This window comes from Aestuariivirga sp. (genome assembly GCF_965227715.1).
Classification (GTDB): domain Bacteria; phylum Pseudomonadota; class Alphaproteobacteria; order Rhizobiales; family Aestuariivirgaceae; genus Aestuariivirga.
In genome coordinates, this window is record NZ_OZ245771.1 from 1,296,840 (window position 1) to 1,319,274 (window position 22,435).

The following is a 22,435-nucleotide window of genomic DNA, read 5'->3' on the forward strand; positions in this document are numbered from 1 at the left end:
AAGCTCCCCACATGAGCACCGCGCGGCCAAAGCAGGCGAAGGACGGGGAGCCCACCATCATCGGCTGGCGGGAGAAGGTGAGCTTGCCGCGTCTGGGAGTTGGCACCTTCTCCGCCAAGATCGACACAGGCGCGCGCTCCGCTGCCCTTCACGCCACCCAGATCGAGCGCGATGAATTTCACGTGACCTTCGTGCTGCCGCTCAGCCGGCGCAACCACCATTGCCGGCTGCCGCTCAAGGGCATGCGCCGGGTGAAAAGTTCCAACGGCCAGATCGAAACCCGCGCTGTCGTGGAAACAGATGTGCGCATCGGCAAGATCACGCTGCGCATGGACGTGACGCTCACGGACCGGACCGACATGGGCGTTGCCATGCTGCTGGGCCGCAACAGCATCGGCCATGCCTTTCTGGTTCACCCCACGAAGACGAACCTCATCTCCGCCCGGAAACGCAAGACACCATGAAGATCGCGCTGCTGACGAGAAACCAGAAGCTCTATTCCCACCAGCGCCTGATGGAAACGGCAGCAAGCCGCGGACATGAGATGGTGCCGATCGACTATCTCAAGTGCTACATGAACATCACGTCGAAGAATCCCGAGCTGCGCTACTTAGGCCAGACGCTCGATGGCTTCGACGCCGTGATCCCGCGCATCGGCGCCTCTCATACATTCTACGGCATGGCGGTGCTGCGCCAGTTCGAGATGATGGGGGTCTACCCCGTGAATGAATCGGTTGCCATCGGCCGCTCGCGCGACAAGCTGCGCTCATTGCAACTGCTGGCGCGCGACGGGGTTGGACTTCCCGTCACCGCCTTTGCGCATGATTCGAAGCGCACGGACGACCTACTCGATATCGTGGGGGGAGCGCCCGTCGTCATCAAGCTGCTCGAAGGCACGCAAGGGATCGGCGTTGTGTTGAGCGAAACGCATAAATCCGCAAAGTCCGTGGTTGAAGCCTTTCACGGCGCCAATGTTGCGATTCTGGTGCAGGAGTTCATCAAGGAAGCGGAGGGGCGCGACATCCGCGCCTTCATCGTGGGCCGCACGCTGGTGGCCGCGATGGAGCGGAAAGGTGCCAAGGATGACTTCCGCTCGAACCTGCATCGCGGCGGCTCCGCCAACATGATCGAGCTGACGCCACTCGAGAAGTCGACGGCGCTTAAGGCCGCGCGGTCCATGGGTCTGAACGTTGCCGGCGTGGACCTGCTGCGCTCCGCCCATGGCCCGGTGGTGATCGAGGTCAATTCCTCGCCCGGCCTCGAAGGAATCGAGAAGGCAACGGGCATTGATGTGGCCGGCGCCATCATCCGTTTTGTGGAGCGCCACGCCAAGCCCGGCCGCACCAAGACGAAGGGCAAGGGATGAGACACTTCACGCTCGGCGATGCGCGCGTGCAGCCCGGGCGCCGCGCCACCGTGGACTTGCCCGTCAGCACGCTCTCCAACCACGCCCATGTGACGCTGCCTGTGCATGTGGTGCATGGAGAGGCACCGGGGCCCGTCCTGTTTCTCTCCGGCGCCATCCATGGCGATGAGATCCAGGGTGTGGAAATCATCCGCCGCATCCTCACCCATCCGGCGTTGGACGGCTTAAGGGGCACGCTGCTCGCCGTACCCATCGTCAACAGCTTCGGCTTTCTCAATCACACGCGCTACATGCCGGACCGGCGGGACCTGAACCGCTGCTTTCCCGGCTCTGACCGTGGCTCTCTCGCGAGTCTCGTTGCGGACATCTTCTTCCGCGAGGTGGTGCTCAAGAGCAATTTTGGCATCGACTTCCACACGGCGGCGCTCCACCGCACCAATCTGCCGCAGGTGCGCCTGGCGCCGGAAGAGCCGGAGCTTCTGAAACTGGCGCAGGCCTTTGCGCCGCCCGTGATCCTGATTTCCAAGCTGCGCGAACGATCGTTGCGGCTCACCGCAGGTGAAGCCGGGGTGAAGGTGCTGCTCTATGAAGGCGGTGAAGCGTTGCGCTTCGATGAACACGCCATCGATGCCGCGGTGAAAGGAACGCTGCGCGTGATGGCTTACCTCGGCATGACGGAACCGCAGCCACGGAAGGCGGGAAGCGGCACGGTGTTCTCGGATGCCAGCGCCTGGGTGCGCTCACCCGAAAGCGGCATTCTCCACACCACAAGGCGGAGCGGGGACCGGGTGGGCAAGGGCGAAATTGTGGGTGTTGTGGCAGACCCGCTGGGCCAGGCATCGCTGCCGCTGTTTGCGGAGTTCGACGGCATCATCGTTGGCAGCACCAACCTTCCGCTGGTCAACCGGGGCGATGCCGTGTTCCACATCGCCCGCGCCATGCCGCTCGCCAGCATTCGTCAGCACCCGGAGGAAGCTGCTTCGCTTGCCGATGAGGACGAGATTATCTGACGCCGGAGGAGATGGAGAGAAGCCCACATCCGCCCTTCGGGCACCTTCTCCCATCCTGCGGACGGGAGAAGGGAAGGATGAGGGCTCTTACTTCCACTTCAGCCCGCCCAGAATGCCGCGGATCAGCATGTTGCCGATCTGGCGGCCTGCGGTGCTGGCCATGTTCTTGACGAAGCGGTCGGTTGCGGTTTCCCGCGTGGAGGTGGTGCGGGCTTCGGTCCTCGCCTGTTTTTCCGCCACCTTGTCCGCCTTCTCCTGCTCGCTCGCCGCGCTGCGCTGTTCGGCGCGCTTGGTCAGGATTTCATAAGCGGATTCGCGGTCTTCAGATTCTTCATAGACGCCATAGACGGGCGAGTTCTTGATGAGCTTCTGGCGCTCTTCCGGGGTGATGGGGCCCATGCGGCTGGAGGGCGGGCGGACGGTCGTGCGCTCCACCATGGTGGGCACACCTTTGAGATCGAGCACGGAGACCAGCGCTTCACCCTTGCCGAGCTGCGTGATGGCCTCTTCCGTTTTGAAGGCGGGGTTGGGGCGAAAGGTGGAGGCGGCGGTGGCAACTGCCTTCTGTTCGCGCGGCGTATAGGCGCGGAGCGCATGCTGCACGCGGTTGCTCATTTGCGCCAGCACGCCTTCCGGCACATCGAGCGGGTTCTGGGTGACGAAATAAATGCCGATGCCCTTGGAGCGGATCAGCTTCACCGTCTGCTCGATTTTCTGGACCAAGCCGGGGGGCGCTTCGGAGAAGAGCAGATGCGCCTCATCAAAGAAGAACACGAGCTTGGGCTTTTCAGGATCCCCCAGCTCCGGCATGCGCTCGAAGAGTTCGGACATCAGCCACAGAAGAAAGGTGGCATAGAGCTGGGGCGAGTTGATGAGCCTGTCGGCCACCAGCACATTCATGTAGCCCTTGCCGTTGGGCGTTGTGCGCATCAGATCCTTGATGTCGAGCGCGGGCTCGCCGAAGAACTTGTTGCCGCCCTGCTCTTCCAGCACCACCAGGCGGCGCTGAATGGCGCCGATGGTGGGGGCGGAGAGATTGCCATATTCGGTTGTCAACTCCTTGCCGCGATCGCCCAAGTCCTTCAGCAGCGCCCGCAGATCCTTGAGGTCCAGAAGGGCCAGGCCTTCCTTGTCCGCCAGCTTGAAGGCGATGTTGAGCGCACCTTCCTGCGCATCCGACAGGCCCATGAGGCGGGAAAGCATCAAGGGGCCCATGTCGGTGATGGTGGTGCGAATCGGGTGGCCCTGCTCGCCGAAGAGATCCCAGAAGATGGTGGGCGTTGCCTCGAAGCCATAATCATCGAAACCCATTTTCGTGGCGCGCTCGATCAACGCGTCCTTGGGCTCTCCGGCCATGGCGATGCCGGAGAGATCGCCCTTTACATCGGCGGCGAAGACGGGAACCCCCGCATTGGTGAAGCCTTCCGCCATGATTTGCAGTGTCACCGTCTTGCCGGTGCCGGTGGCGCCGGTGACGAGGCCATGGCGGTTGGCCATAGCGAGGAACAATTCTTCGCGCTTTTCGCTTTGGCCTAGGAAAATAGCTGTCTCGGACATGGCGCGGCAGTTCCCCGATAAATCGCTGTCGATGCCCCTTTCTTGCTATAAGGCAGCGATGAGCGCAACGGTTGAACGGATGAGGATATGATGCAGGAGCTGATCGGCCGGATCGTAACAACGGCGGGGCTGCCGCCCGACAAGGCGGAAAAGGCCTTAGGCATCGTCCTCACGCTGATCCAGACGCAAGGAAACCAGAACAAGGTTCAGGAGCTGTTCGACAAGCTGCCGGGAGCGGCGGAACTTGCACGCAAGCAGGGTGGCGATGGCGCGGGCCGTGGCGGTGGCGGGCTCCTCGGCATGATGGCGGGTGGCATGATGGGAGGGCCGCTGGCGGCCGTCTCCAAACTCACCGCCGCAGGCTTGTCCATGGACCAGATCAAGGCGCTGGGAACCACGACGCTCGATTATGCCAAGGAGAACGCAGGTGCGCAGCTGGTGAAAGAGGTGGCGGGCTCCATTCCCGGTCTTTCGGGCTATGTCTGAGGGGGATTAGACAAAGGGCGGTTTGCAGCGGCACCTGGTCTTCGCTAGAGATTTCGCAGGTGCAACATGTTGGATCGCCATGACTGATCTGAAGCTCGCCGCTGAATTTGCCGATGCCACCCGGGCCCAATGGATGAAGCGCGTGGAGGCGGTGCTGAAAGGCGCCTCCTTCGAAGAGAAGCTGGTGCGCCACACGGCGGACGGCATCAGGCTGGAGCCGATCTACGGCCAGCAGGACGGGCCCCGCGCCGCACGGGCCGCACAAGCGCCCTGGACACTCTATCAGCGTGTCGACCATCCCGATCCGGCGCGCGCCAATGCGCAGGCGCTGGACGATCTTGCCAATGGGGCCACGGGGCTGGTTCTGGTGACGGCGGATGCAGCCTCAGCGCTGGGTTTCGGACTGGCGCCCGCACGGCTCGCCCGCGTGCTGCAGGATGTTCATCTCCACGCCGTGGCCCTCAAGGTAGAAGGCAGCGCATCCATGGCGCTGGCTGATCTGATTGCCGGGCAGCCCATTGCGCCCGAGCTTCTCAACATTTCCTTCGCGCTCACCTCTGCCGCCGATGCCGCGGAGCTGGCGCGGCGCGGGTATGCCGGGCCTTACATGGATGCTGATGGCCGCCCCTGGCACGAGCAGGGTGCGACGGAGGCGCAGGAACTGGGCGCCACACTCGCCAAGGCCGTCTCGGCCATGCGTGTGCTGGAGACGCTCAATGATGTCCATCTGGTGCGGGCGGTCTCGATCACGCTCAGCGCCACGCAGGACATGTTTGCGACCATGGCCAAGTTCCGGGCGATCCGGCTTCTGTGGCGGCGGGTGCTGGACGCCGCAGGGCTCCCCGATTATCCGCTGAAGCTTCATGCCGAAACCTCCTGGCGGATGATGGCGGTGAAGGACCCGCACACCAACATTCTGCGCGCGACTGCGGCCGTGTTCGGCGCGGGTCTGGGGGGAGCCGATTCGATCACCGTGCTGCCCTTCTCGCTGGCGCAGGGCCTGCCCAATCCATTCGCCCGCCGTGTGGCGCGGAATGTGCAGAGCGTGCTGCTGGATGAAGCAAACCTCTGGCGCGTGGGAGACCCCGCACTTGGTGCGGGCTATATCGAGACCTATGCCCAAGGGCTTTGCGAAAAGGCATGGGCCGTGTTCCAGCAGGCGGAGGAAGGCCGGTGGCCGGTGCCTGACCCCTCCTCCACTGCCAATCTGCCGGTGATCGGCACCAGCGCCTATCCATTGGCCCAGGAATTCCCGCCCGAAACGGAGGCCCTGTGATGAGCCGCATTCCGAATTTTGCCAGGATCGCGCTGAGCACATCCTCCGTGGACGGATGTTCGACCGGGGACTGGGAGACGCCTGAAGGCTTGCATGTGAAGTGCAGCTATGGGCCGGAGGACATGCGGGGCATCGACTTCCTGCACACCTGGCCCGGCATTGCGCCCTTCCTGCGCGGCCCCTACCCCACCATGTATACCACCCAGCCCTGGACCATCCGGCAATATGCGGGCTTCTCCACGGCGGAGGATTCCAACGCCTTCTACCGCCGCAACCTTGCAGCGGGGCAAATGGGACTCTCCATCGCCTTCGATCTCGCCACACACCGCGGCTATGATTCTGACCATCCGCGCGTTGCGGGCGATGTGGGGATGGCAGGTGTGGCCATTGATTCCATCTATGACATGCGGACCTTGTTCGACGGCATTCCGCTGGACAAGATGTCGGTGTCGATGACAATGAACGGTGCCGTGCTGCCGGTGATGGCGCTCTATATCGTGGCGGGTGAGGAACAGGGAGTGCCGCCTGAAAAGCTGCAAGGCACCATCCAGAACGACATCCTCAAGGAATTCATGGTTCGCAATACGTTCATCTATCCGCCCGCGGCGTCGATGAAGATCGTATCCGATATTTTCCGCTATACCTCGGAGCGGATGCCGAAGTTCAACTCGATTTCGATTTCCGGCTATCACATGCAGGAAGCAGGGGCCACGGCGGACCTCGAACTCGCCTATACGCTGGCGGATGGGCTGGACTATGCCAAGGCCGGCGTTGCGGCGGGCCTCACCATTGATCAATTCGCACCGCGGCTGTCATTCTTCTGGGCCGTCGGCATGAACTTCTTCATGGAAGTGGCGAAGATGCGCGCCGCGCGCATGATCTGGGCCAAGCTCATCAAGCGGTTTGACCCCAAGGACGAACGCTCCCTATCGCTTCGCACCCATTGCCAGACGAGCGGCTGGAGCCTTGCCGCGCAGGACGTGTTCAACAATGTGACGCGCACCTGTATCGAGGCGATGGCTGCAACGCAGGGCGGCACGCAATCGCTCCATACGAATTCGCTGGATGAAGCGCTGGCACTGCCCACCGATTTCTCCGCCCGCATCGCCCGCAACACGCAATTGTTCCTGCAGCAGGAAGCAGGCACCTGCAAAGTGATCGACCCATGGGGCGGCAGCTATTTTGTCGAGCGGCTCACCGCCGATCTCGCGGCGAAGGCGTGGGCGCATATCGAAGAGATCGAGGCGATGGGCGGGATGGCCAAGGCCATTGAGGCAGGGATTCCCAAGGCCCGCATCGAGGAGGCCGCAGCCCGCACCCAGGCGCGCATCGACACGGGCGAGCAGGCGGTGATCGGCGTCAACACCCATCAATCGGCGGATGATGCGGTGATCGACATTCTGAAGGTCGATAATTCCGCCGTGCGGACGCGCCAGATCGAAAAGCTCGCGCGGCTTCGGGCGGAGCGGAATGAGGCTGAGACCCGGGCCATGCTGGCCAAGCTCTCAGCCGTCGCGCGCACCGGCCAGGGAAATTTGCTTGAGGCGGCGGTTGATGCCGCACGGGCCAAGGCTACCGTGGGTGAAATCTCACTCGCCCTGGAAGAGGTGTTCAACCGCCACACGCCGGTGATCCGCGCCGCCAAGGGCGTTTACGCCGCAACGCCTAAGGACAAGCACAAGATCGAGCGCGTGCGCCATGCCGTTGCTGCCTTCCGAGAGGCTGACGGGCGGGCGCCCCGGATCCTCGTCGCCAAGGTGGGCCAGGACGGGCATGACCGCGGCCAGAAGGTGATTGCCTCCGCCTTCACCGACATGGGCTTCGATGTGGTGATCGGGCCGCTGTTCGCCACACCTGAAGAGGTGGCGAAGCAGGCAGTGGCGGAGAAGGCCCATGCCGTGGGCGTCTCCACCCTCACCGCCGGGCATCTGACCCTGGTGCCCTTGCTGAAAGCCGCACTCGACAAGGCCGGCCGCTCAGACATCATGATCGTGGTGGGCGGCGTCATCCCGCCCGAGGATGTGCAGACGCTGCTCAACATGGGTGCTGCCGCCGTGTTCCCGCCGGGAACCGTGATCCCCGACGCGGCACTCGCCCTGCTGGAACAGCTGAACCAGAAGCTCGGCTATGCGCAACGGGCCGCAGAATAGAGTCCTGAGAAGCGGAATTGCCTTTCCCTCCCCCTTGTGGGTAGGGGGAATAGTGGCCTCGACCTTTAGAACCTCACCTTCGCCATGGTGGCGCGGTGGTCGCTGGGCCAGGGGGTGACGACGATGTCAGCCTCCGGAGCCTTCTCCCCCACGATCCCTGCGGACAGCACGTCGAGCTTGGGCGCGCGTGCGAGGGCGAAGTCGATGCGGTCGTGGTGGTCGTCCTTGGCGGTGGGCTCAGACGTGGGCGTCCAGGTGAAGCCGGGCTTCGTGGCGGGATCGGGGTAGATGGCGCGGAAGGTATCAACGAAGCCCTTCTCCTCAATCGCCATGACCGTGGGATAGGGCACGGCGAGCGGCTGCAGCCCGGCCTTTACGGCGCTGTCCGTCCAGTCCCTGTGGGACGGCTCATTGAAATCGCCGAAGACGAAGGCGGCATCGTCAGGGCCCGCGGCATCCATATCCGCGAACAGCAGCTTCAGCGCGGGGCCGCGCGTGTCCGCAGCGGCCTTGACTGCCTCTTCCGGTGTCTTGAGATAGGGATAGGGTCCATATTCAATGCCGAGAAGCTGGTAGGGCTGATAGGGCGAGTCATCCAGGTGGATGTTGAACACGTGTACCTTGCGGCCGTTCACGTCGATTGAGACGCCCAGATCGTTGGGGGTTGCCGGGCCAATCGGATAGCGGCTCAGGATGGCATTGGCCCAGAGCGCATCATTGACCTTGGTCTGATCGTAATAGTGATAGCCCAGGGCTGCGGCGAGCTTTGCGGCAACGCTCTCGCCCTTGGGCGGGCAGATTTCCGCCGTGCACGGATCACCCTCAAGCCGCGTTTCCTGTACGCCGATGATGTCCGCGCCCACAGCCTTGATGGCGGCGGCGGTCTCATCCACAGGCTTACTGTCATTGGCACCGCCGCCATAGATGTTGAAGCTCATGATGGTGAGCTCCGTCTGCTGCGCTTGTGCAGCTGCGGCCCATGGCAGGGCTGCGGTGAGAATCGCTGTGAGCAGCAGACGTCGTTTCATGGTGAGCTCCCGTGATGCCGGCAGAATGGCCACAGAATGTGACGCTTGGCTTACAGCTGCAAGCCCCTCACCTCGCCCACCTCCAACTTTCGCCAATTGGAAAGTTCATGGTGGCGGAAGGAGTGGAGTGTGGCTCGCTCCTCCGGCGTCCAGCAATCGAGCCCGGAGAGAACGGAAGCGATTGCCACCTCTGATGCGCGCGATGCGCCATCATCGATTTTAAGGGCGACGCCCAAGCCTGCATGCGGAATGCAGGCGCAATAGACGCCTTCCGCCCCGGTCTTGATGAAGAGGCGGGGAATGGCCTCCATGATGCGCGTATCGAAATCACCCGTGCCCGCCACCATGAAGGGATGCGCCCTGACCGCTTCGATGATGCGGCGGCCCGCGGCAAATTCCGGGTTGGAGAAGCGCGCAAAACCAAGCGCCATGTTCTTCAGCGGAATGGCCCAGGTGGGCACCGAGCAGCCGTCAATGCCAACAGGCTGCTGGCTCAAATCAACGTCACAGATGCGGCCCATGGTCTCGGCGATCAGGCGCTGGACCGGATGGTCTGGTGCCGTGTAGCCATGGGGATCAGCCCCCAAGTGCCGGGCCAGCGCAAGCATGCCAGCATGCTTTCCGGAACAATTGTTGTGAACGGCAGCGCAGCTCTCGCCATGGCGGAGGAGCGCGAAGCGGGCTGTTTCATCCCCCGGCCAATGGGCGCCGCATTCATAAAGGCTCTCCACATTTCCGGCCTTGGCGAGGATCGCGCGCGCCACGCGCACATGCTCAGGCTCGCCATTGTGGGAGGCACAGCACAGCGCAATTTCTTCGGGCGTGAGGCCAAATTGATCTGCAGCACCACTCTCGATCAGGGCCAGGCACTGGAAGGCTTTGACGGCGGAGCGCGGAAAGACAGCGGCGGCAATGCCGCCTTCGGCTGCCGTCACGTGGCCAGATACATCCACCACCGCATAGGCGCCGCGGTGGCGGCTTTCGACCATGCCGCCGCGGGTGACTTCCGCAATCACGGGATTGATCATCGGTTCTTCTCCAAGCTTGCTGCCCGCTCCGGCGCGGCCGCGAAATACCATCCATAGGCCACGAACTGCGCCACCAGAAAGATGCCGATCGCCCAGCTATAGCCTTGCGGGCTGTAGCCCGTGCTGCTCCCCGGGAACAGCCCGATGATGAGGCCCACGAGATATTGCGAACCGAAGGCGCAGATGAAGAGAGTGAAGTTGATGGCGGCATTGGCGCGTCCCGCCACTTCCCGCCCGAGATGGGATTCAAACCATGGATAGGCCAGCACAGCCACTTGCCCGAAGGCCGCCACGACCAGCCACGCAGGAAGGGCGAGAGACGTGATGCGAAAGACGATGATCACCTGCGCGAGAAAGTAGAAAATGTTGAAGCCGAGCATCACCTGCACGGGTGAAATGCCGCGCCGGCCCAGCCTGTCCGCGATCACCCCCACAGACAGGATGCCGACCATGAAGGCGATGGCCAGATAGAGGAGATGGCGCGCCACCTCCTCGCGCGAGAGGCCCATCACATCGCGGAACCAGGGGCCGGTCCACAGAGTCTGAATGCCGATCTGGACGCCGGAGGTGAGGCCAAGCAGCGGTGCGATGCGCCAGAAGGTGGATGATTTGAGGATGGCCAGCATCTGGCCGAACTGGGTCTTGAGAGGTGTGGCTTCCCTGATCGTATCGGCCCGCGGGGCGGCGGCGAAGACGAGGATTGCCGACAAAAGGATGACGGCAGCAAACACCGCAAAGCTGCCGCGCCAGCCTATCAGCCCCACGAGAAATTCCGTGGGCTCGCTTGCCACCACCATGCCGAGGGCACCAACGGACATCACCGCCGTGTTGGCCAGCGAGCGGCGCTCGGAGGGAACCCAGGTGGCGGTCGATTTGTAGCTCGCCATGAGGCCGGCCGAGAAGCCCAGGCCCACCACGGCGCGGGCGATGAAGAGCACCAGGAAATTGGGAGCAAGGGCAAATCCCACACAACCAAGCGCGGCGACGATGAGCAGCGCCGACTGCACCTTGCGCGGCCCATAACGGTCCAGCAGCACGCCCAGCGGCAGTTGAAACAGCGCGAAGGCACCGAGATAGGCTGCCGTCAGCAGGCCCAGCTCGGCAGGTGTGAGGGAGAGATCGGCCACCAGATCCGGCGCCACGACGGCATTCACCGCGCGGAGCAGGTAGGACATGAAGTAGCCGATGGCAAAAGGCAGCAGTGCGGACAGCACGAGGCGGAGGCGTGTCATGGTTGCAACACTCTCTTCGCAATTCCCCGCTAAAGCAACGCTGCGAAAAATTCACTTGTGAATCGCGCGGAACGCCTTATGTGCGCGCCTTCACTCTTGCCTTGGGGAACACGACCGTGATCCGACGCGCCCTTGCCTTTCAGCACATGGATGACGAACCGCCCGGCCTGTTCGGCCGCTTTCTGGCGGAACAGGGCGCAGAGCTTGATGTGGTGATGCTGCACAAGGGCGAGGCCATTCCCTCGCTCGCACCCTATGATTTCCTGCTGGTGATGGGCGGGGCGATGGATGTGTGGGAGACGGGCTCCCACCCCTGGCTCGTTGATGAAGTGGCGGCGATCCGGGAGTGGACCTTCAACCGCAACCGCCCGTTCATGGGCGTGTGCCTCGGCCTTCAGCTTCTGGCGCAGGCGCTGGGCGGGGAAGTGGGCCTGGCATCGGCGGCAGAAGTTGGTTTCGGAAAGGTCGAGCTCAATGCGCTGGGCCTGGCCCACCCGCTGACGCAAGGGGTGCCCTCGTCAATCAAGGTGATGCAGTGGCACCATGCGGAAGTCACCCGTGTGCCGGAAGGAGCCGAGGTGCTCGCCTCTTCCGCGGTGAGCCCGGTGCAGGTGATGTCCGTCGGCAAGGACATTCTCGCCACGCAGTTTCATGGCGAGCTTACCCCTGCGCTGATCGACCGCTGGGCGCATATTCCGCAATATCTTTCCTGGCTGGACCAGGCGATGGGGCCTGGCGCCTATCAGCGCGTCAAGGCGCAGTCCCGGCTGCAGCTGACGCGGACGGAACGGATCAGCCGTGCCATGTTCGAGAACCTGGCGGTGAACCGGCGCAGCTTCCGCGCTGCAGCGTGAGCTTAGATCACCACTGGTGAGTAGTTCTGCGCTTCGCTTTTATGCGAAGGGTAAAACATCTTTTCCCTTCGCGAAGTTGAGAAATTTACACATCTCAATATGTCCGCCATTCTCCGCTCCGGCTGGCAGAGTGCGTGCCTGAAAGGCGTGACATCTGACAACTGCGTAACAGTTGCCAGGAGGGCAAAGTGATTGAACTGAAATCGAAATCCAAGACGGAGAAGAAGGCTCTCGACGCGGGATCCACGCGCGCGAGGCTTGATGCGCTGCTGAACAAGGCCTTTGATCCCGAGGTGATCGGCGAGCACCGGCTGCACCCGGTGGAAACGGCCCGCTTCATTGCAGACCAGGCCCGCAAGCTCCGGCTGGCGGCGATGCGCTCAGGCCACACCGGCCTCGTGTGGATGATCGAGAGCGTCTATTACGAAGCCTATACCATGGGCTGTGCGCGCCAGGGCCTCGAGGTCGAACCGGCCGGGACCAAGCGAAACTAGCCGACGAGGCGGTGGCCGGCCTTTGACTGCGCCAGATTTGAGCCTCCTGCCAGGGACCCTGTCAGGAGGCTCCTTGTATCAAGCCACTGAATGTGGCTCTGCCCGGCTTCCGCCTGCGCCTGCGTCAGCCGCGCCACGATCGGATCCAGCGAGGGATCGGAGCGGCTGACCGTTCCAAGGTTCGCAAGTGTATTGCGCGCAAACTTCTCAGTGCCCAGATAGTGAAGAATAACCGTCGTGGCCATCTGGCTTTCGGGCCCTCGCGTGAGGGCAAGGCCGGTGTAGTAAACGCGCCCGGCAACGGGTTCCGTCTGGAAGGAAAGGATGCTTGGCTGGTGAGGCGGCAAGGTGTTGCTGCCGATCAGGAAGGTTTCCCGGGATGCGGATACCACGATCCCCTGATGCTTGGCACGCGAGGCAAAACGGTCTCCACCATCGCAGATGTTGAAATGCGTGCGGCGGACGAATGTCATCCGCCCGGCCTGCATCTTCAGTGTAATCAAAGAGCGCAGCAGCAGGTCCGATGACGGGTGGAGCGGAAAATAGCACTCGAAATGGCCCGACGGCAGTGGCGCTGGCCGGGCAGGACGGGGTCCGCGGCACAGCCATTCGCCCGCGTCTTCCACATCCGGAAGATCCTGACTCTCCAGATCGATTGCAGCCAAGGTATTGTAAAAGCCGTATCCTGCCTGAGGGCGCGCCTCTACGGGCTGATTCCCATGAACATTCGCATTCCCTGAGAGCATTTGCTCTTCACTGACAGCGAGATAGTGGCAGATTTTTCGCATGTTGCGGGCGCTGGGGTAGGCCTGCCCCGCCAAATATTTGTTGAACTGCTGCCGGTTGATCCCGGTGCCTTCGCAGACTTTTGAAATTGACGGAAACTTGGCACATTGCCTGCGCAGTTCGGCCGAAAAAGCACTTACGATCATCGTCTGCTATCCGCTGCTGAATACGTATTCAGCGAAAAACCTAGACGATTCCCGGAGAGGTTGCCATGAGGAAATTACCTATCTCAATAGTCGTAGAAAAACTTCTTTGTGAATTCTAGAAAGAAGCTTGCATTTTCTGCAGCAATTTTGGGCATTATCTCAATCCATCCTCTCCCTTGATCTCCGAGGCCTTCAGACCGCCCACCCGTGGCAAGGGCCTCCCGCCGACGGTGACCGCAACGGCCACCAGAATCTCATTGGCGCGGGGCGCATCATTCACCCGGACCTCCATCCCGTCGAAATGGCTGCGGACAAAGGCGGCGTCCTTGTGACCCAGGGGGATGTCCAGCACCACGCCCAGGCCGCCGCGTTTCTTGGAGGAGGGAATGAGAGCGGCCCCCTTGCCAAGCACCTTGCGGAACGGTGCGCCAAGCTTTGGGTGGAGAATGGCAGCGGCATGTTCGAGCTCACCATTCTCGCCAACCGCCGCAGCCTTGCCATAGCCCTCGACCTGCTCTCCCGGAATGCCAAGGGCGGCCACAGCGCGCTCAGCCAGAAGGGCGCCCAGCTCCTCACCGATGTCGATCAGCTCCGAGAGGTCTTCCTGGTATTTGCCGGCAAAGGGATTGGCGATCACCGCAATCGCAGCGGCGCGGCGGACGGGAGGTAACACCTCCTGCCCCTGCTCGCTCAGTGTCTCATCGACAACCGTCATGATCTTGCGGATCTTCGCTTTCATCTCAAACCATCCTCTCCCTTGACGTCATCTGCCGCGAGGCCGCCTGAACGGGCGTGAACGCGGGGGCCGGTGGTCATCACCAGCGCCAGCACCATTTCATTGGCGCGCGGCGCATCGGTGATGCCGACTTCAATCGCATCGAAGTGGCTTCGCACATAGGAGGCGTTGACATGAGTGACAGGCACATCGAGCCTTGTGCCGGGGCCTCCCACCTTCTTGGTCGAGGGAACGATGGCCTTGGCGCCGCCCAAGACCTCCCGCATCGAATAGCCGCCGGGGGCGTGCCAGAGGGCGGCATGCTCAAGTTCCCCCGCTTCGCCCGTGATCGAGCCCTTGCCATAGCCTTCAATGGCAGCCGGATCCACACCAAGCGCTGCGAGAAGCTTCCGGGCCATCTCGAGGCCCAGAGGCTTCAGATCCTCCATGAAGGGCAGAATATCCGCGTGGAAGGCGCCGGCATAAGGGTTCTCGATCACTGCGAGCACCACACCGCGGCGCGGCGGCACCTCCGCCACGGGTCCGCCCTCATGATAGATTTCCTCAACCGAGACGAGGAACTTCCTGACCTTGACCTTTGGCATTGAGCCTCCCCAGCGTGTTGCCCAGCATCCGGTTTTCGCCCGCCAGGTGAAGGGCGGCGGCAACGATGCACCTCTCTGCGATGAGCGCTTCCGCGAAGGCTACACCAGAGCCGAGCGCTGCCGCAATTTCCTTGCGCGTGAGGGGCCCCACGGCGCGGGTGACGGGGCGAGAGCCCAGATCGCTGTCCGGCTGAAGATCCTGCGCGGGAACACGGGTGACGGCGGGGTGACCCGGCAGATCGACCGCATTGGCAATGAGGGTTGCGGCGGCATCCGCCGTGGCAGCGCTTTCGGCCAGCACCGTCACCGCGTCCGCAATCCCTAACGAGAAGGAGCGGCCGCGCCAGCCGCTCGTCGCAATGCCGCGCACGGGGTCTTCGGCTTCGATCCGTGCAGTGGAAAAGAGCGACGGGCGGTCTGGCCGGCTGATCAGCCCCACGTCATAGGCGGCGCCCGCCATGAGATGGAACGCGATGTCGCCGCCGTTGTTGACGAAGACGCGGGTGAGAGGTGCAGCAGCGCACACGGCATCGCGCATTTCATCCGCGACCGCGCCGGCGACGGCCGCCATGGGAGTGATGAAGTGGTTCCCCGCAACGCGAGTTGTTGCCGTCCACATGCGCCGCGCGATCACGCCCTGGGGCATGGGCCCCACGGGTCGGCGCAGCAGCGTGAGTTCGGCACACAGCTCATCCAGCACAGTGGCGAAACGGATCTGCGCTGCATCGAAGGCGAGCGCCACAGCTTCCGCTGTACCATCTGCACCGATGATGAGGTCAATGGGGCCGTCGTTGAGGTGCAGCCTGCGGCCATCGGGCAGCATGCGCGCCTGCACGCGGCTCATGGCCTGGCGCTGGCCCGCAAGGCGTCCAGCACGCGCTCCGGCGTTGCCGGTGTCTGCATGACGCGGGCGCCCGTGGCATGGGCGATGGCGTTGAGGATTGCCGGTGCGGTGGGGATCAGCGCCTGCTCGCCAATGCCCTTGGCACCAAAGGGGCCAGCAGAGGATGCGCGCTCGATCAGGATCGATTCAATCGGCGGCACATCACCCATGGTTGGGATGAGATAATCATGCAGGTTTTCGCCACGGCCCGGGGTGAACTCCTCCATCAGCGCCATGCCGATTCCCTGCGCCACGCCACCTTCGATCTGGCCTTCGACCAGCATCGGGTTGATGGCGCGGCCCACATCATGCGCGGCGACGATCCGGCGTACCTTGACGAAGCCAAGACGGAGATCGACCTCCACCTCCGCCAGATGCGCGCCAAACCCATAAACCGCATAGGGAACACCCTGACCGTCCTTGTCCAAGGGCGAGGTCGGCGGATCAAAGCTTTCCTCCGCACACAGAACATAGCCGTGAGCATCGCGTGGCAGGCTTGCCAGATCGACGGTGCGGATCTCGCTCTGGTCATGCACCAGCAGTCTCCCGCCGGACAGTTGCAGCCGCGCGCCCTCCCCCGCATTGGCGAGCCGCAGCAGCAGGCGGCGGAGGGAGCGGCCAGCGCGTTCGGCCGCCGTGCCCGTCACGAACGTCTGGCGCGAGGCGGAGGTCTTGCCGCAATCCGGCGTCTGATCCGTATCGGGTGAGATCAGATCGATCAACGCCACCGGCAGGCCCACGGCATCTGCCGCGATCTGGCTGATCACGGTGTTCGAACCCTGGCCGATATCGACAGCGCCCTGGTGCAGCGCCAGCCTGCCATCGGGCTTGAGGCCAAAGCGGATGGTGGACGGGTTCGGCAGCGAAGTGTTGCCGCAGCCATAGAACATGCCCGCCACACCAACCCCCCGCCTGAAACGGCCCCCTTCGGCGTTGAAGGCCTCAGCCTCATGCCGGGTACTTGTCCAGTGCGGTTTCAGCGCTTCGAAACAATCGCGGATGCCAACGCCATCGCCCATCACCTGGCCGGTGACGGTGGGGGTATCATCCGTGAGGGCGTTGCGGATGCGGAACTCAAGCGCATCGATCCCGAGCTTTTCGGCGAGCATGTCCAGCAGCTGTTCCTGCGCCACCACGGTTTGCGGCACGCCGAAGCCGCGGAAGGCGCCGGCCGGCACGCAATGGGTGAGGACCGCGCGGGTGAGCGCGCGGTAATGCGGCACAAGATAAGGGCCTGAGGCATGGACCGGCACGCGGTTTGCAACGGTGGGCCCCCAGGAGGCATAGGCGCCCGTGTTGAAATCGCCCTCGAAATCCATGGCGAGGAGTGTGCCTTCCCGCGTGGCCGCCATGGCTGAGCGCATGCGCGCGGGGTGGCGCTTGGTGGTGGACTGGATGGACTCGTTGCGGGAATAGACCATGGCGGCCGGCCGCCCCGTGGCCCATGCGGCCAGTGCCACATAGGGCTGTACGGAGAGATCCAGCTTGGACCCAAATCCTCCGCCGCAGGCGGAAGGGATGATGCGGATGTTCTCCGGCGGCAGGCCCATGATGGCGGCCGTATCGTCCCGGTCCAGATAGGGCGCCTGGGTGGAGGCGGTGATCTCGATCCGGTCTCCCACACGCCGCGCCCAGCCGGCTTCGGGCTCGATATAGGCGTGTTCCACGAAGGCGGTTTCGAATTCGCCCGCAACGGTGACCGCCGCCCCGGCAATGGCCTGTGCGGCATCGCCTCGGACGACACGGCCGCTGACCAGAATGTTGCCGGGGCGTGCCGCATGGAGCTGGGGTGCTGCGGCGGCCAATGCGGCCTCGATGCCGAGCACCGGGGGGCGCTCCTCCCAGGTGACCGGAAAAGCCGAAACATCGAGTGCTGTGATGGCGGCCTGTTCCCCCACCACGGCCGCCACGGCCTCACCCCGGAAGCGGGCTTCCCGTTCGGCGAAGACCGGCTGATCGGCGAAGGCCGGTATCACGCCAAAGATATTGCGGCCCGGAATGTCGGCGGCCGTCAGTATGCGGACGATACCTGGATGCGCCGCGACGAAGGCCTCGATATCGCCAAAGGCGAATCCCGCGCGGTGATGGGGAGAGCGTATGGCCCTGACCCAGAGTGCATCGGCGGGAATGGCGTCTGCCCCGAAGCGTTCCGCTCCGGTGACCTTGGGGACGCCGTCAAGCCTTGCCATCCGCGCGCCCACGGCTGAGCCCTGCTCCGGCTCTGCTGTTTCGGCAAGGGTTCCGGCTGCTGCATCCAGCACGGCATCAATGATCTTGGCATAGCCGGTGCAGCGGCAGAGGACGCCACCCAGAGCATCGGCGACCATGTCCCGCGTGGGGTTCTTCTCACGCTCCAGCAGGGCGGCCGCTGCCACCAGCATGCCCGGCGTGCAGATGCCGCACTGGGCGGCACCGCGCGCCAGAAAGGCCTTCTGCAGCAAAGCGCCCTTGGCCGTTTGTGAGGCCAGCCCTTCCACTGTTACAACGCGTGTTCCTTCCGCCTGGGCGGCGGGCACGAGGCAGGCACAGGCGGGTTCGCCATCAACCAGCACGGTGCAGGCACCGCAATCACCCGCATCGCAGCCGCTCTTGGTGCCCGTTTGCCCCAGGCTGTTGCGCAGCAATTCGGTCAGACGGGCCGCCGGCGCATCATGGCTGGTGACGGGCACGCCGTTCAGTTCGAAGGCGATCACCTCAGGCCGCTCCCGCGGCGATGTCGAGTGCTTCACCAATGGCGCTGAGCGCCGCCTCCAGCCGGTAGGCCGCCGTGGCCCGCACATCATCAATGGGCGAAAGCCCCGCGAGATGCCGCGGTTCGAGAATAGAAGACGGCAGCGTTCCCGCCGCTTGGCCGAGGAGCTCCGCCTCGAGGACGGGGAGCCTCCGGGCCACGTGGGAGGCAGCACCAATGGCGATGGCGGCCCGCGTGATGCGGCCATCTCCGGCGCGCTCCACCACTGCCGCGGCCATGACGATGGAGATCACGAGGTAGCGCCGCGCGCCCAGCTTGATGAAGGCAGATCGCGCCTTGCGCGGAGGCTTCGGCACGATCACCGCGGTCACGATTTCACCCGGCTCAAGGGCCGTCTTCCGGTAGCCGGTGATGAAGGCGCCGAGCGGGAGCAATCGGCGGCCCGAAGCCGAGGCGATTTCAACCTGCGCATCAAGGCTGAGGAGCGGCGGCACGCCATCCGCCGCCGGAGAGGCATTGCACAGATTGCCGGCAATGGTGCCGCGGTTCTGGATCTGCAGCGAGCCCACCTCACGCGCCGCGGCGCGGAGGCCGTCAAAGGCTGGCGGAAGATCGGCCTTGAGGAGCCCGCTCCACGTCAGGGCAGCGCCAAAACGGTAAGCGTTTGCCGTTTCCGACAGCCCGCCCAGCCCCTCGACCCGTGACAGGTCGACGAGCGGCCGCGTCAGCGGCTTTCCGGCATGAGCGGGGAACACATCGGTTCCGCCGCATATGGCGAGCGCACCTTCGGCGGACATGGCCTCAGCTGCCTCCTCGATCGTCTTTGGCCGGGCATACACGCCTGCGTGTTCCTTACTCCATGAGGGCCCGATAGTGTGTCCGGCACCTTTGCCTGTCAAGGACGGGCCCAGCTGGAATGCAAATACGCATGCCAAATCAAATTGCTAAGCGCGGGCGTTCACCGTAACGTGGAGCCCAAGCCCAGGATGGCGGGCGGGGGTGCTTGGTTGGAACGGCGTCTCACCACAATTCTTTCGGCGGATGTGGCCGGATATTCGCGCCTTATGGAGCGCGATGAAGCAGGCACACTGGCCGAGCTGATGGAGCGGCAGGCCTCCATTATCGATCCGCTGATCGTCAAGACCGGCGGCCGCATCGTCAAGACGCTGGGAGACGGTTTCCTGGCGGAGTTCGGCAGCGTGGTGAATGCAGTGAGCTTCGCTGCCGAAATGCAGCAGGCTTCGGAAGCGCGCAACGCCCATATTCCGGATGACAAGCGCATGAGCTTCCGCATCGGCATCAACCTCTCCGATGTGATCGTCGAGCAGAATGACGTGTTTGGTGACGGCGTGAATGTCGCCTCCCGATTGCAGGCCATTGCCGAGCCCGGCAGCATTTTCGTGTCCGAAACCGTGTTCCAGCACGTGCACCGCAATCTGCCGCTGAGCTTCGAGGATGCCGGCAAGCGCCAGCTCAAGGACAGTTCGGGGCTGACGCAAGCCTGGCGCGTAGCTGCCGGCGCGCTGGGGCCCGCGCGGCGGCGCGGCGGCGAATCTCATCAGGCCTCGATTGCGGTACTGCCCTTCGTCAACATGAGCGGAGACCCGGAGCAGGATTATTTCAGTGATGGCATCACCGAAGACATCATCACCGATCTCTCGAAGATCTCCGCGCTGTTCGTGGTCTCGCGCAACACCGCCTTCACCTACAAGGGCTCGAGCGAGGACCTGGACCGGGTGGCGGCGCGCCTGGGCGTGCAGTATATTCTGGAAGGCAGCGTGCGGAAGGTGAATGACCGGGTGCGCATCACCGCGCAGCTGATCGATGGGCGCAGCAACGGCCATGTCTGGGCCGAACGCTATGACCGCAAGTTCGAGGATATCTTCGAGCTGCAGGACGATATCTCGCATGCCATCGTAGACGCGCTGCGCCTCAAGATGCTGCCGCAGGAGCGCGAAACGCTGAGCCAGCGGCCGACTTTCAACAGCGAGGCCTATCGCTTCCACCTGATGGGGCGGAGTTTCTTCCACCGGGGGCACACCAGGCGCTACCTGCGGCTTGCGCGGCAGATGTTCCAGCGCGCGCTCGATATCGATGCCGACTATGCCGCGGCCCACGCCGGGATAGCCGATTGCAATTCGCATCTTCTCGATGCGGGCGACACGACCATTACCACCAACGAAATTTTCGAGCAGAGCGAGCGCGCGCTGGCGCTGGATTCGAGCCTGGCCGAGGCCCATGCCTCCAAGGGCCTCGCACTTTATACGGCGGGCCGCTACGAGGAGGCTGAGGCGAGTTTCGATCGGGCGATTGCGCTGAAGCCCGATCTGTTCGAGGCCTATTTCTTCTATGGCCGCAACTGCTTCAACCGCGGGCAATATGGCAAGGCGGCGGAGCTTTTCGGCAAGGCGGCCGCGTTCAAGAGCGACGACTTCCGTGCGCTGGGCCTTCAATCCATGTGCTACCAGTCTCTCGGCAAGCTGGAAGAAGCCCGCGGTGCCGCGCGCCAGTCTTTGACGCGCACCGAGGCCGCCATTGCCGAACGTCCGGATGATGCAGATGCGCTGGCCTTCGGTGCAGGGCTTCTGGCCTCGCTGGGCGAGACCGAGCGCACCAAGGACTGGGCCGAGCGGGCCATGATCATCGAGCCTGACGACTTCTACATGCATTACAATATTGCCTGCGCCTTCGCCATCTTGGGCGAGAAGGAGCTGGCGCTTGACCGTCTTGAACGCATCATGGGGCCCCACACGCTCAAGTCGCTGCAGGAGTTCATGCTGCATGACAGCGACCTCGACATGCTGCGCGATCACCCGCGCTATGTCGACATCATCCAGAAACTGGGAGACTGAGGAATGAGGGATTTTGCCGGCGCCGCAGACCTGCTGCTGCGCAACTGGGCTGCCACGGCGCGCATCGCCGAACTGCCGGAGGGCATGCGCCCGCTGAGCCGTGCAGAAGGCTATGATGCAGCAGCCCAGGTGGCGCTGCGAAGCGGCAGCGATGTGGCAGGCTGGAAGATCGCCGCCACCAGCGAGGCAGGCCAGAAGCACATCAATGTGGAGGGGCCGATCATCGGCCGCATCCTGAAGAGCAGGCTGCTGGAGCCCGGCGCTGCTGTTCCTTTGGGCGACAACATCATGCGCGTGGCGGAGGCGGAATTCGCCTTCGGCTTCACGAAGGATCTGCCGGCACGGGCAGAGCCCTATTCGCAGGAAGAGGCACTTGATGCGGTGGGCTCGATGCATCTTTCGATCGAGGTGCCGGACAGCCGCTATGCGGATTTCACCAAGGTTGGCGCGGCACAGCTCATCGCCGACACCGCCTGCGCCTCCTGGCTGGTGCTGGGGCCAGCTGTCGATGCGCCCTGGCGCGAGACCGATCTTTCAGGCCATGCGGTGAAGGGTTTCAAGAACGGCACCTTCGTCACCGAGGGAACCGGCAAGGCGGTGCTGGGCGACCCGCGAAAGGCCCTCACCTGGTTCGTCAATGAGGCCTCTGCCTATTGCGGGGGCGTCAAGGCCGGGCAGTTCGTGACCACCGGCACCTGCATCGTGCCGATGGCGATTGCCGCAGGAGACGCCGTGACGGTGGACTATGGGGCGTTCGGCAGCATCTCTTGCCGGATCGTGTGAGGCGATGCGGCTACTTTCGCCTGAACCGCTGACAAAATCCGGCTTCGCACCCTTCGGCGAGGTGATCGAGATGGACGGAGCCGATCCCATCACCATCAACCAGGGCTTTGCGCAGCGCTTCAACGACCTCATGAATGTGGATGTGGCAGCGGGTGGCGGGGCCACCAATGTGAGCCTGTTTCTCGGCCAGCCGCGGCCGCGCCCCGTTGCGATCAGGCTGATGGAGCGCCACCCGCTGGGAAGCCAGATGTTCCTGCCGCTGCAGAACCGGCCCTGGCTGGTGCTGGTGGCGGCGGACGTTCATGAGTTTGCGAGCTACCGCTTGTTTGCTGCCACGGGGTTCCAGGGCGTGAACTATGCCCGCAACGTCTGGCACCACCCTCTGCTGGTGCATGATGCCGGCAGCCGCTTCCTGGTGATCGACCGTAAGGGGCCGGGACATAATCTCGAGGAAGTGTGGCTGGACGGCGGGTTCACGCTGGCGGATTGAAC

Annotated in this window: 21 protein-coding genes and 1 pseudogene; 11 read left to right on the top strand and 11 right to left on the bottom strand. The window is 63.6% G+C overall.

What is annotated here, in order from left to right; translation table 11 throughout:
* Positions 1 to 11 precede the first annotated feature (11 nt).
* Genes ACO06F_RS06255 through ACO06F_RS06265 form a run of 3 tightly spaced genes read left to right on the top strand, consistent with a single transcriptional unit; the run spans position 12 to position 2,376 of the window.
* Positions 12 to 464, top strand: coding sequence for an ATP-dependent zinc protease (locus ACO06F_RS06255; protein ID WP_421695829.1), 453 nt, complete (start codon positions 12 to 14; stop codon positions 462 to 464).
* Positions 461 to 1,366: a 30S ribosomal protein S6--L-glutamate ligase gene (gene rimK, locus ACO06F_RS06260; protein ID WP_421695830.1), complete on the top strand. Its 906-nt coding sequence runs from the start codon at positions 461 to 463 to the stop codon at positions 1,364 to 1,366. The genes ACO06F_RS06255 and rimK overlap by 4 nt, the downstream gene beginning before the upstream one ends.
* Positions 1,363 to 2,376: a succinylglutamate desuccinylase/aspartoacylase family protein gene (locus ACO06F_RS06265; protein ID WP_421695831.1), complete on the top strand. Its 1,014-nt coding sequence runs from the start codon at positions 1,363 to 1,365 to the stop codon at positions 2,374 to 2,376. The genes rimK and ACO06F_RS06265 overlap by 4 nt, the downstream gene beginning before the upstream one ends.
* Positions 2,377 to 2,463: 87 nt before the next feature.
* On the opposite strand, the gene ACO06F_RS06270 is transcribed toward ACO06F_RS06265, so the two are convergent.
* A complete protein-coding gene (locus ACO06F_RS06270) occupies positions 2,464 to 3,933 on the bottom strand; it encodes a helicase HerA-like domain-containing protein (RefSeq protein WP_421695832.1) in 1,470 nt (489 codons plus the stop codon).
* An 87-nt stretch (positions 3,934 to 4,020) separates the two neighbouring features.
* Here ACO06F_RS06270 and ACO06F_RS06275 point away from each other — a divergent pair, with 87 nt between their 5' ends.
* The 3 genes from ACO06F_RS06275 to scpA all read left to right on the top strand — a co-directional run bounded on the left by ACO06F_RS06275 (position 4,021) and on the right by scpA (position 7,845).
* On the top strand, positions 4,021 to 4,419 hold the full coding sequence (locus ACO06F_RS06275) for a hypothetical protein (RefSeq protein ID WP_421695833.1): 399 nt from the start codon (positions 4,021 to 4,023) through the stop codon (positions 4,417 to 4,419).
* A 79-nt stretch (positions 4,420 to 4,498) separates the two neighbouring features.
* The gene (locus tag ACO06F_RS06280; RefSeq protein WP_421695834.1) at positions 4,499 to 5,695 is read left to right on the top strand and encodes a methylmalonyl-CoA mutase family protein; all 1,197 of its coding nucleotides are present in this window, start codon (positions 4,499 to 4,501) and stop codon (positions 5,693 to 5,695) included.
* Positions 5,695 to 7,845, top strand: coding sequence for a methylmalonyl-CoA mutase (gene scpA / locus ACO06F_RS06285; protein ID WP_421695835.1), 2,151 nt, complete (start codon positions 5,695 to 5,697; stop codon positions 7,843 to 7,845). The genes ACO06F_RS06280 and scpA overlap by 1 nt, the downstream gene beginning before the upstream one ends.
* A 65-nt stretch (positions 7,846 to 7,910) precedes the next feature.
* Here the strand turns inward: scpA and ACO06F_RS06290 are convergent, their stop codons facing one another.
* From ACO06F_RS06290 to ACO06F_RS06300, 3 genes are read right to left on the bottom strand one after another with little or no spacing between them, the layout of a single operon-like run.
* Positions 7,911 to 8,873 carry an endonuclease/exonuclease/phosphatase family protein gene (locus ACO06F_RS06290; RefSeq protein ID WP_421695836.1) on the bottom strand — a complete coding sequence of 321 codons (963 nt, stop codon included), beginning with the start codon at positions 8,871 to 8,873 and terminating at the stop codon, positions 7,911 to 7,913.
* 50 nt (positions 8,874 to 8,923) lie between these two features.
* Positions 8,924 to 9,901: an asparaginase gene (locus ACO06F_RS06295; protein WP_421695837.1), complete on the bottom strand. Its 978-nt coding sequence runs from the start codon at positions 9,899 to 9,901 to the stop codon at positions 8,924 to 8,926.
* Positions 9,898 to 11,133, bottom strand: a complete 1,236-nt coding sequence (locus ACO06F_RS06300; RefSeq protein ID WP_421695838.1) for an MFS transporter — start codon at positions 11,131 to 11,133, stop codon at positions 9,898 to 9,900. The genes ACO06F_RS06295 and ACO06F_RS06300 overlap by 4 nt, the downstream gene beginning before the upstream one ends.
* A gap of 116 nt (positions 11,134 to 11,249) precedes the next feature.
* Between ACO06F_RS06300 and ACO06F_RS06305 the strand changes: the two genes are divergently transcribed.
* Together ACO06F_RS06305 and ACO06F_RS06310 are read left to right on the top strand one after the other, a co-directional pair.
* Positions 11,250 to 11,987 (top strand): type 1 glutamine amidotransferase, encoded by a 738-nt coding sequence (locus tag ACO06F_RS06305; protein ID WP_421695839.1) that lies wholly within the window; start codon positions 11,250 to 11,252, stop codon positions 11,985 to 11,987.
* 188 nt (positions 11,988 to 12,175) lie between these two features.
* Positions 12,176 to 12,481 carry a hypothetical protein gene (locus tag ACO06F_RS06310; protein ID WP_421695840.1) on the top strand — a complete coding sequence of 102 codons (306 nt, stop codon included), beginning with the start codon at positions 12,176 to 12,178 and terminating at the stop codon, positions 12,479 to 12,481.
* Here the strand turns inward: ACO06F_RS06310 and ACO06F_RS06315 are convergent.
* The 7 genes and pseudogenes from ACO06F_RS06315 to ACO06F_RS06345 all read right to left on the bottom strand — a co-directional run bounded on the left by ACO06F_RS06315 (position 12,478) and on the right by ACO06F_RS06345 (position 19,147).
* The gene (locus tag ACO06F_RS06315; protein ID WP_421696749.1) at positions 12,478 to 13,146 is read right to left on the bottom strand and encodes a hypothetical protein; all 669 of its coding nucleotides are present in this window, start codon (positions 13,144 to 13,146) and stop codon (positions 12,478 to 12,480) included. The two genes, ACO06F_RS06310 and ACO06F_RS06315, sit on opposite strands and share 4 nt — an antisense overlap.
* 135 nt (positions 13,147 to 13,281) lie before the next feature.
* Positions 13,282 to 13,413: pseudogene (locus ACO06F_RS06320) on the bottom strand (transcriptional regulator); the annotation flags it as partial.
* 154 nt (positions 13,414 to 13,567) lie between these two features.
* A complete protein-coding gene (locus tag ACO06F_RS06325; RefSeq protein WP_421695841.1) occupies positions 13,568 to 14,152 on the bottom strand; it encodes an amino acid synthesis family protein in 585 nt (194 codons plus the stop codon).
* A complete protein-coding gene (locus ACO06F_RS06330) occupies positions 14,149 to 14,733 on the bottom strand; it encodes an amino acid synthesis family protein (RefSeq protein WP_421695842.1) in 585 nt (194 codons plus the stop codon). The genes ACO06F_RS06325 and ACO06F_RS06330 overlap by 4 nt, the downstream gene beginning before the upstream one ends.
* Positions 14,693 to 15,577 (bottom strand): UPF0280 family protein, encoded by an 885-nt coding sequence (locus tag ACO06F_RS06335; protein WP_421695843.1) that lies wholly within the window; start codon positions 15,575 to 15,577, stop codon positions 14,693 to 14,695. Before ACO06F_RS06335 ends, ACO06F_RS06330 begins: the two co-directional genes overlap by 41 nt.
* Positions 15,574 to 18,309, bottom strand: a complete 2,736-nt coding sequence (locus ACO06F_RS06340) for a molybdopterin-dependent oxidoreductase (protein ID WP_421695844.1) — start codon at positions 18,307 to 18,309, stop codon at positions 15,574 to 15,576. The genes ACO06F_RS06335 and ACO06F_RS06340 overlap by 4 nt, the downstream gene beginning before the upstream one ends.
* Position 18,310: 1 nt before the next feature.
* Positions 18,311 to 19,147 (bottom strand): FAD binding domain-containing protein, encoded by an 837-nt coding sequence (locus ACO06F_RS06345; RefSeq protein ID WP_421695845.1) that lies wholly within the window; start codon positions 19,145 to 19,147, stop codon positions 18,311 to 18,313.
* A gap of 168 nt (positions 19,148 to 19,315) precedes the next feature.
* Here ACO06F_RS06345 and ACO06F_RS06350 point away from each other — a divergent pair, with 168 nt between their 5' ends.
* The 3 genes from ACO06F_RS06350 to ACO06F_RS06360 are packed head-to-tail and all read left to right on the top strand — an operon-like array spanning position 19,316 to position 22,433.
* Positions 19,316 to 21,160 (top strand): adenylate/guanylate cyclase domain-containing protein, encoded by a 1,845-nt coding sequence (locus tag ACO06F_RS06350; RefSeq protein ID WP_421695846.1) that lies wholly within the window; start codon positions 19,316 to 19,318, stop codon positions 21,158 to 21,160.
* Between the two features lie 3 nt (positions 21,161 to 21,163).
* Complete coding sequence (locus ACO06F_RS06355) at positions 21,164 to 21,943, top strand: 2-keto-4-pentenoate hydratase (RefSeq protein ID WP_421695847.1); 780 nt, start codon at positions 21,164 to 21,166, stop codon at positions 21,941 to 21,943.
* 4 nt (positions 21,944 to 21,947) lie between these two features.
* Complete coding sequence (locus ACO06F_RS06360) at positions 21,948 to 22,433, top strand: ureidoglycolate lyase (RefSeq protein ID WP_421695848.1); 486 nt, start codon at positions 21,948 to 21,950, stop codon at positions 22,431 to 22,433.
* Positions 22,434 to 22,435 lie beyond the last annotated feature (2 nt).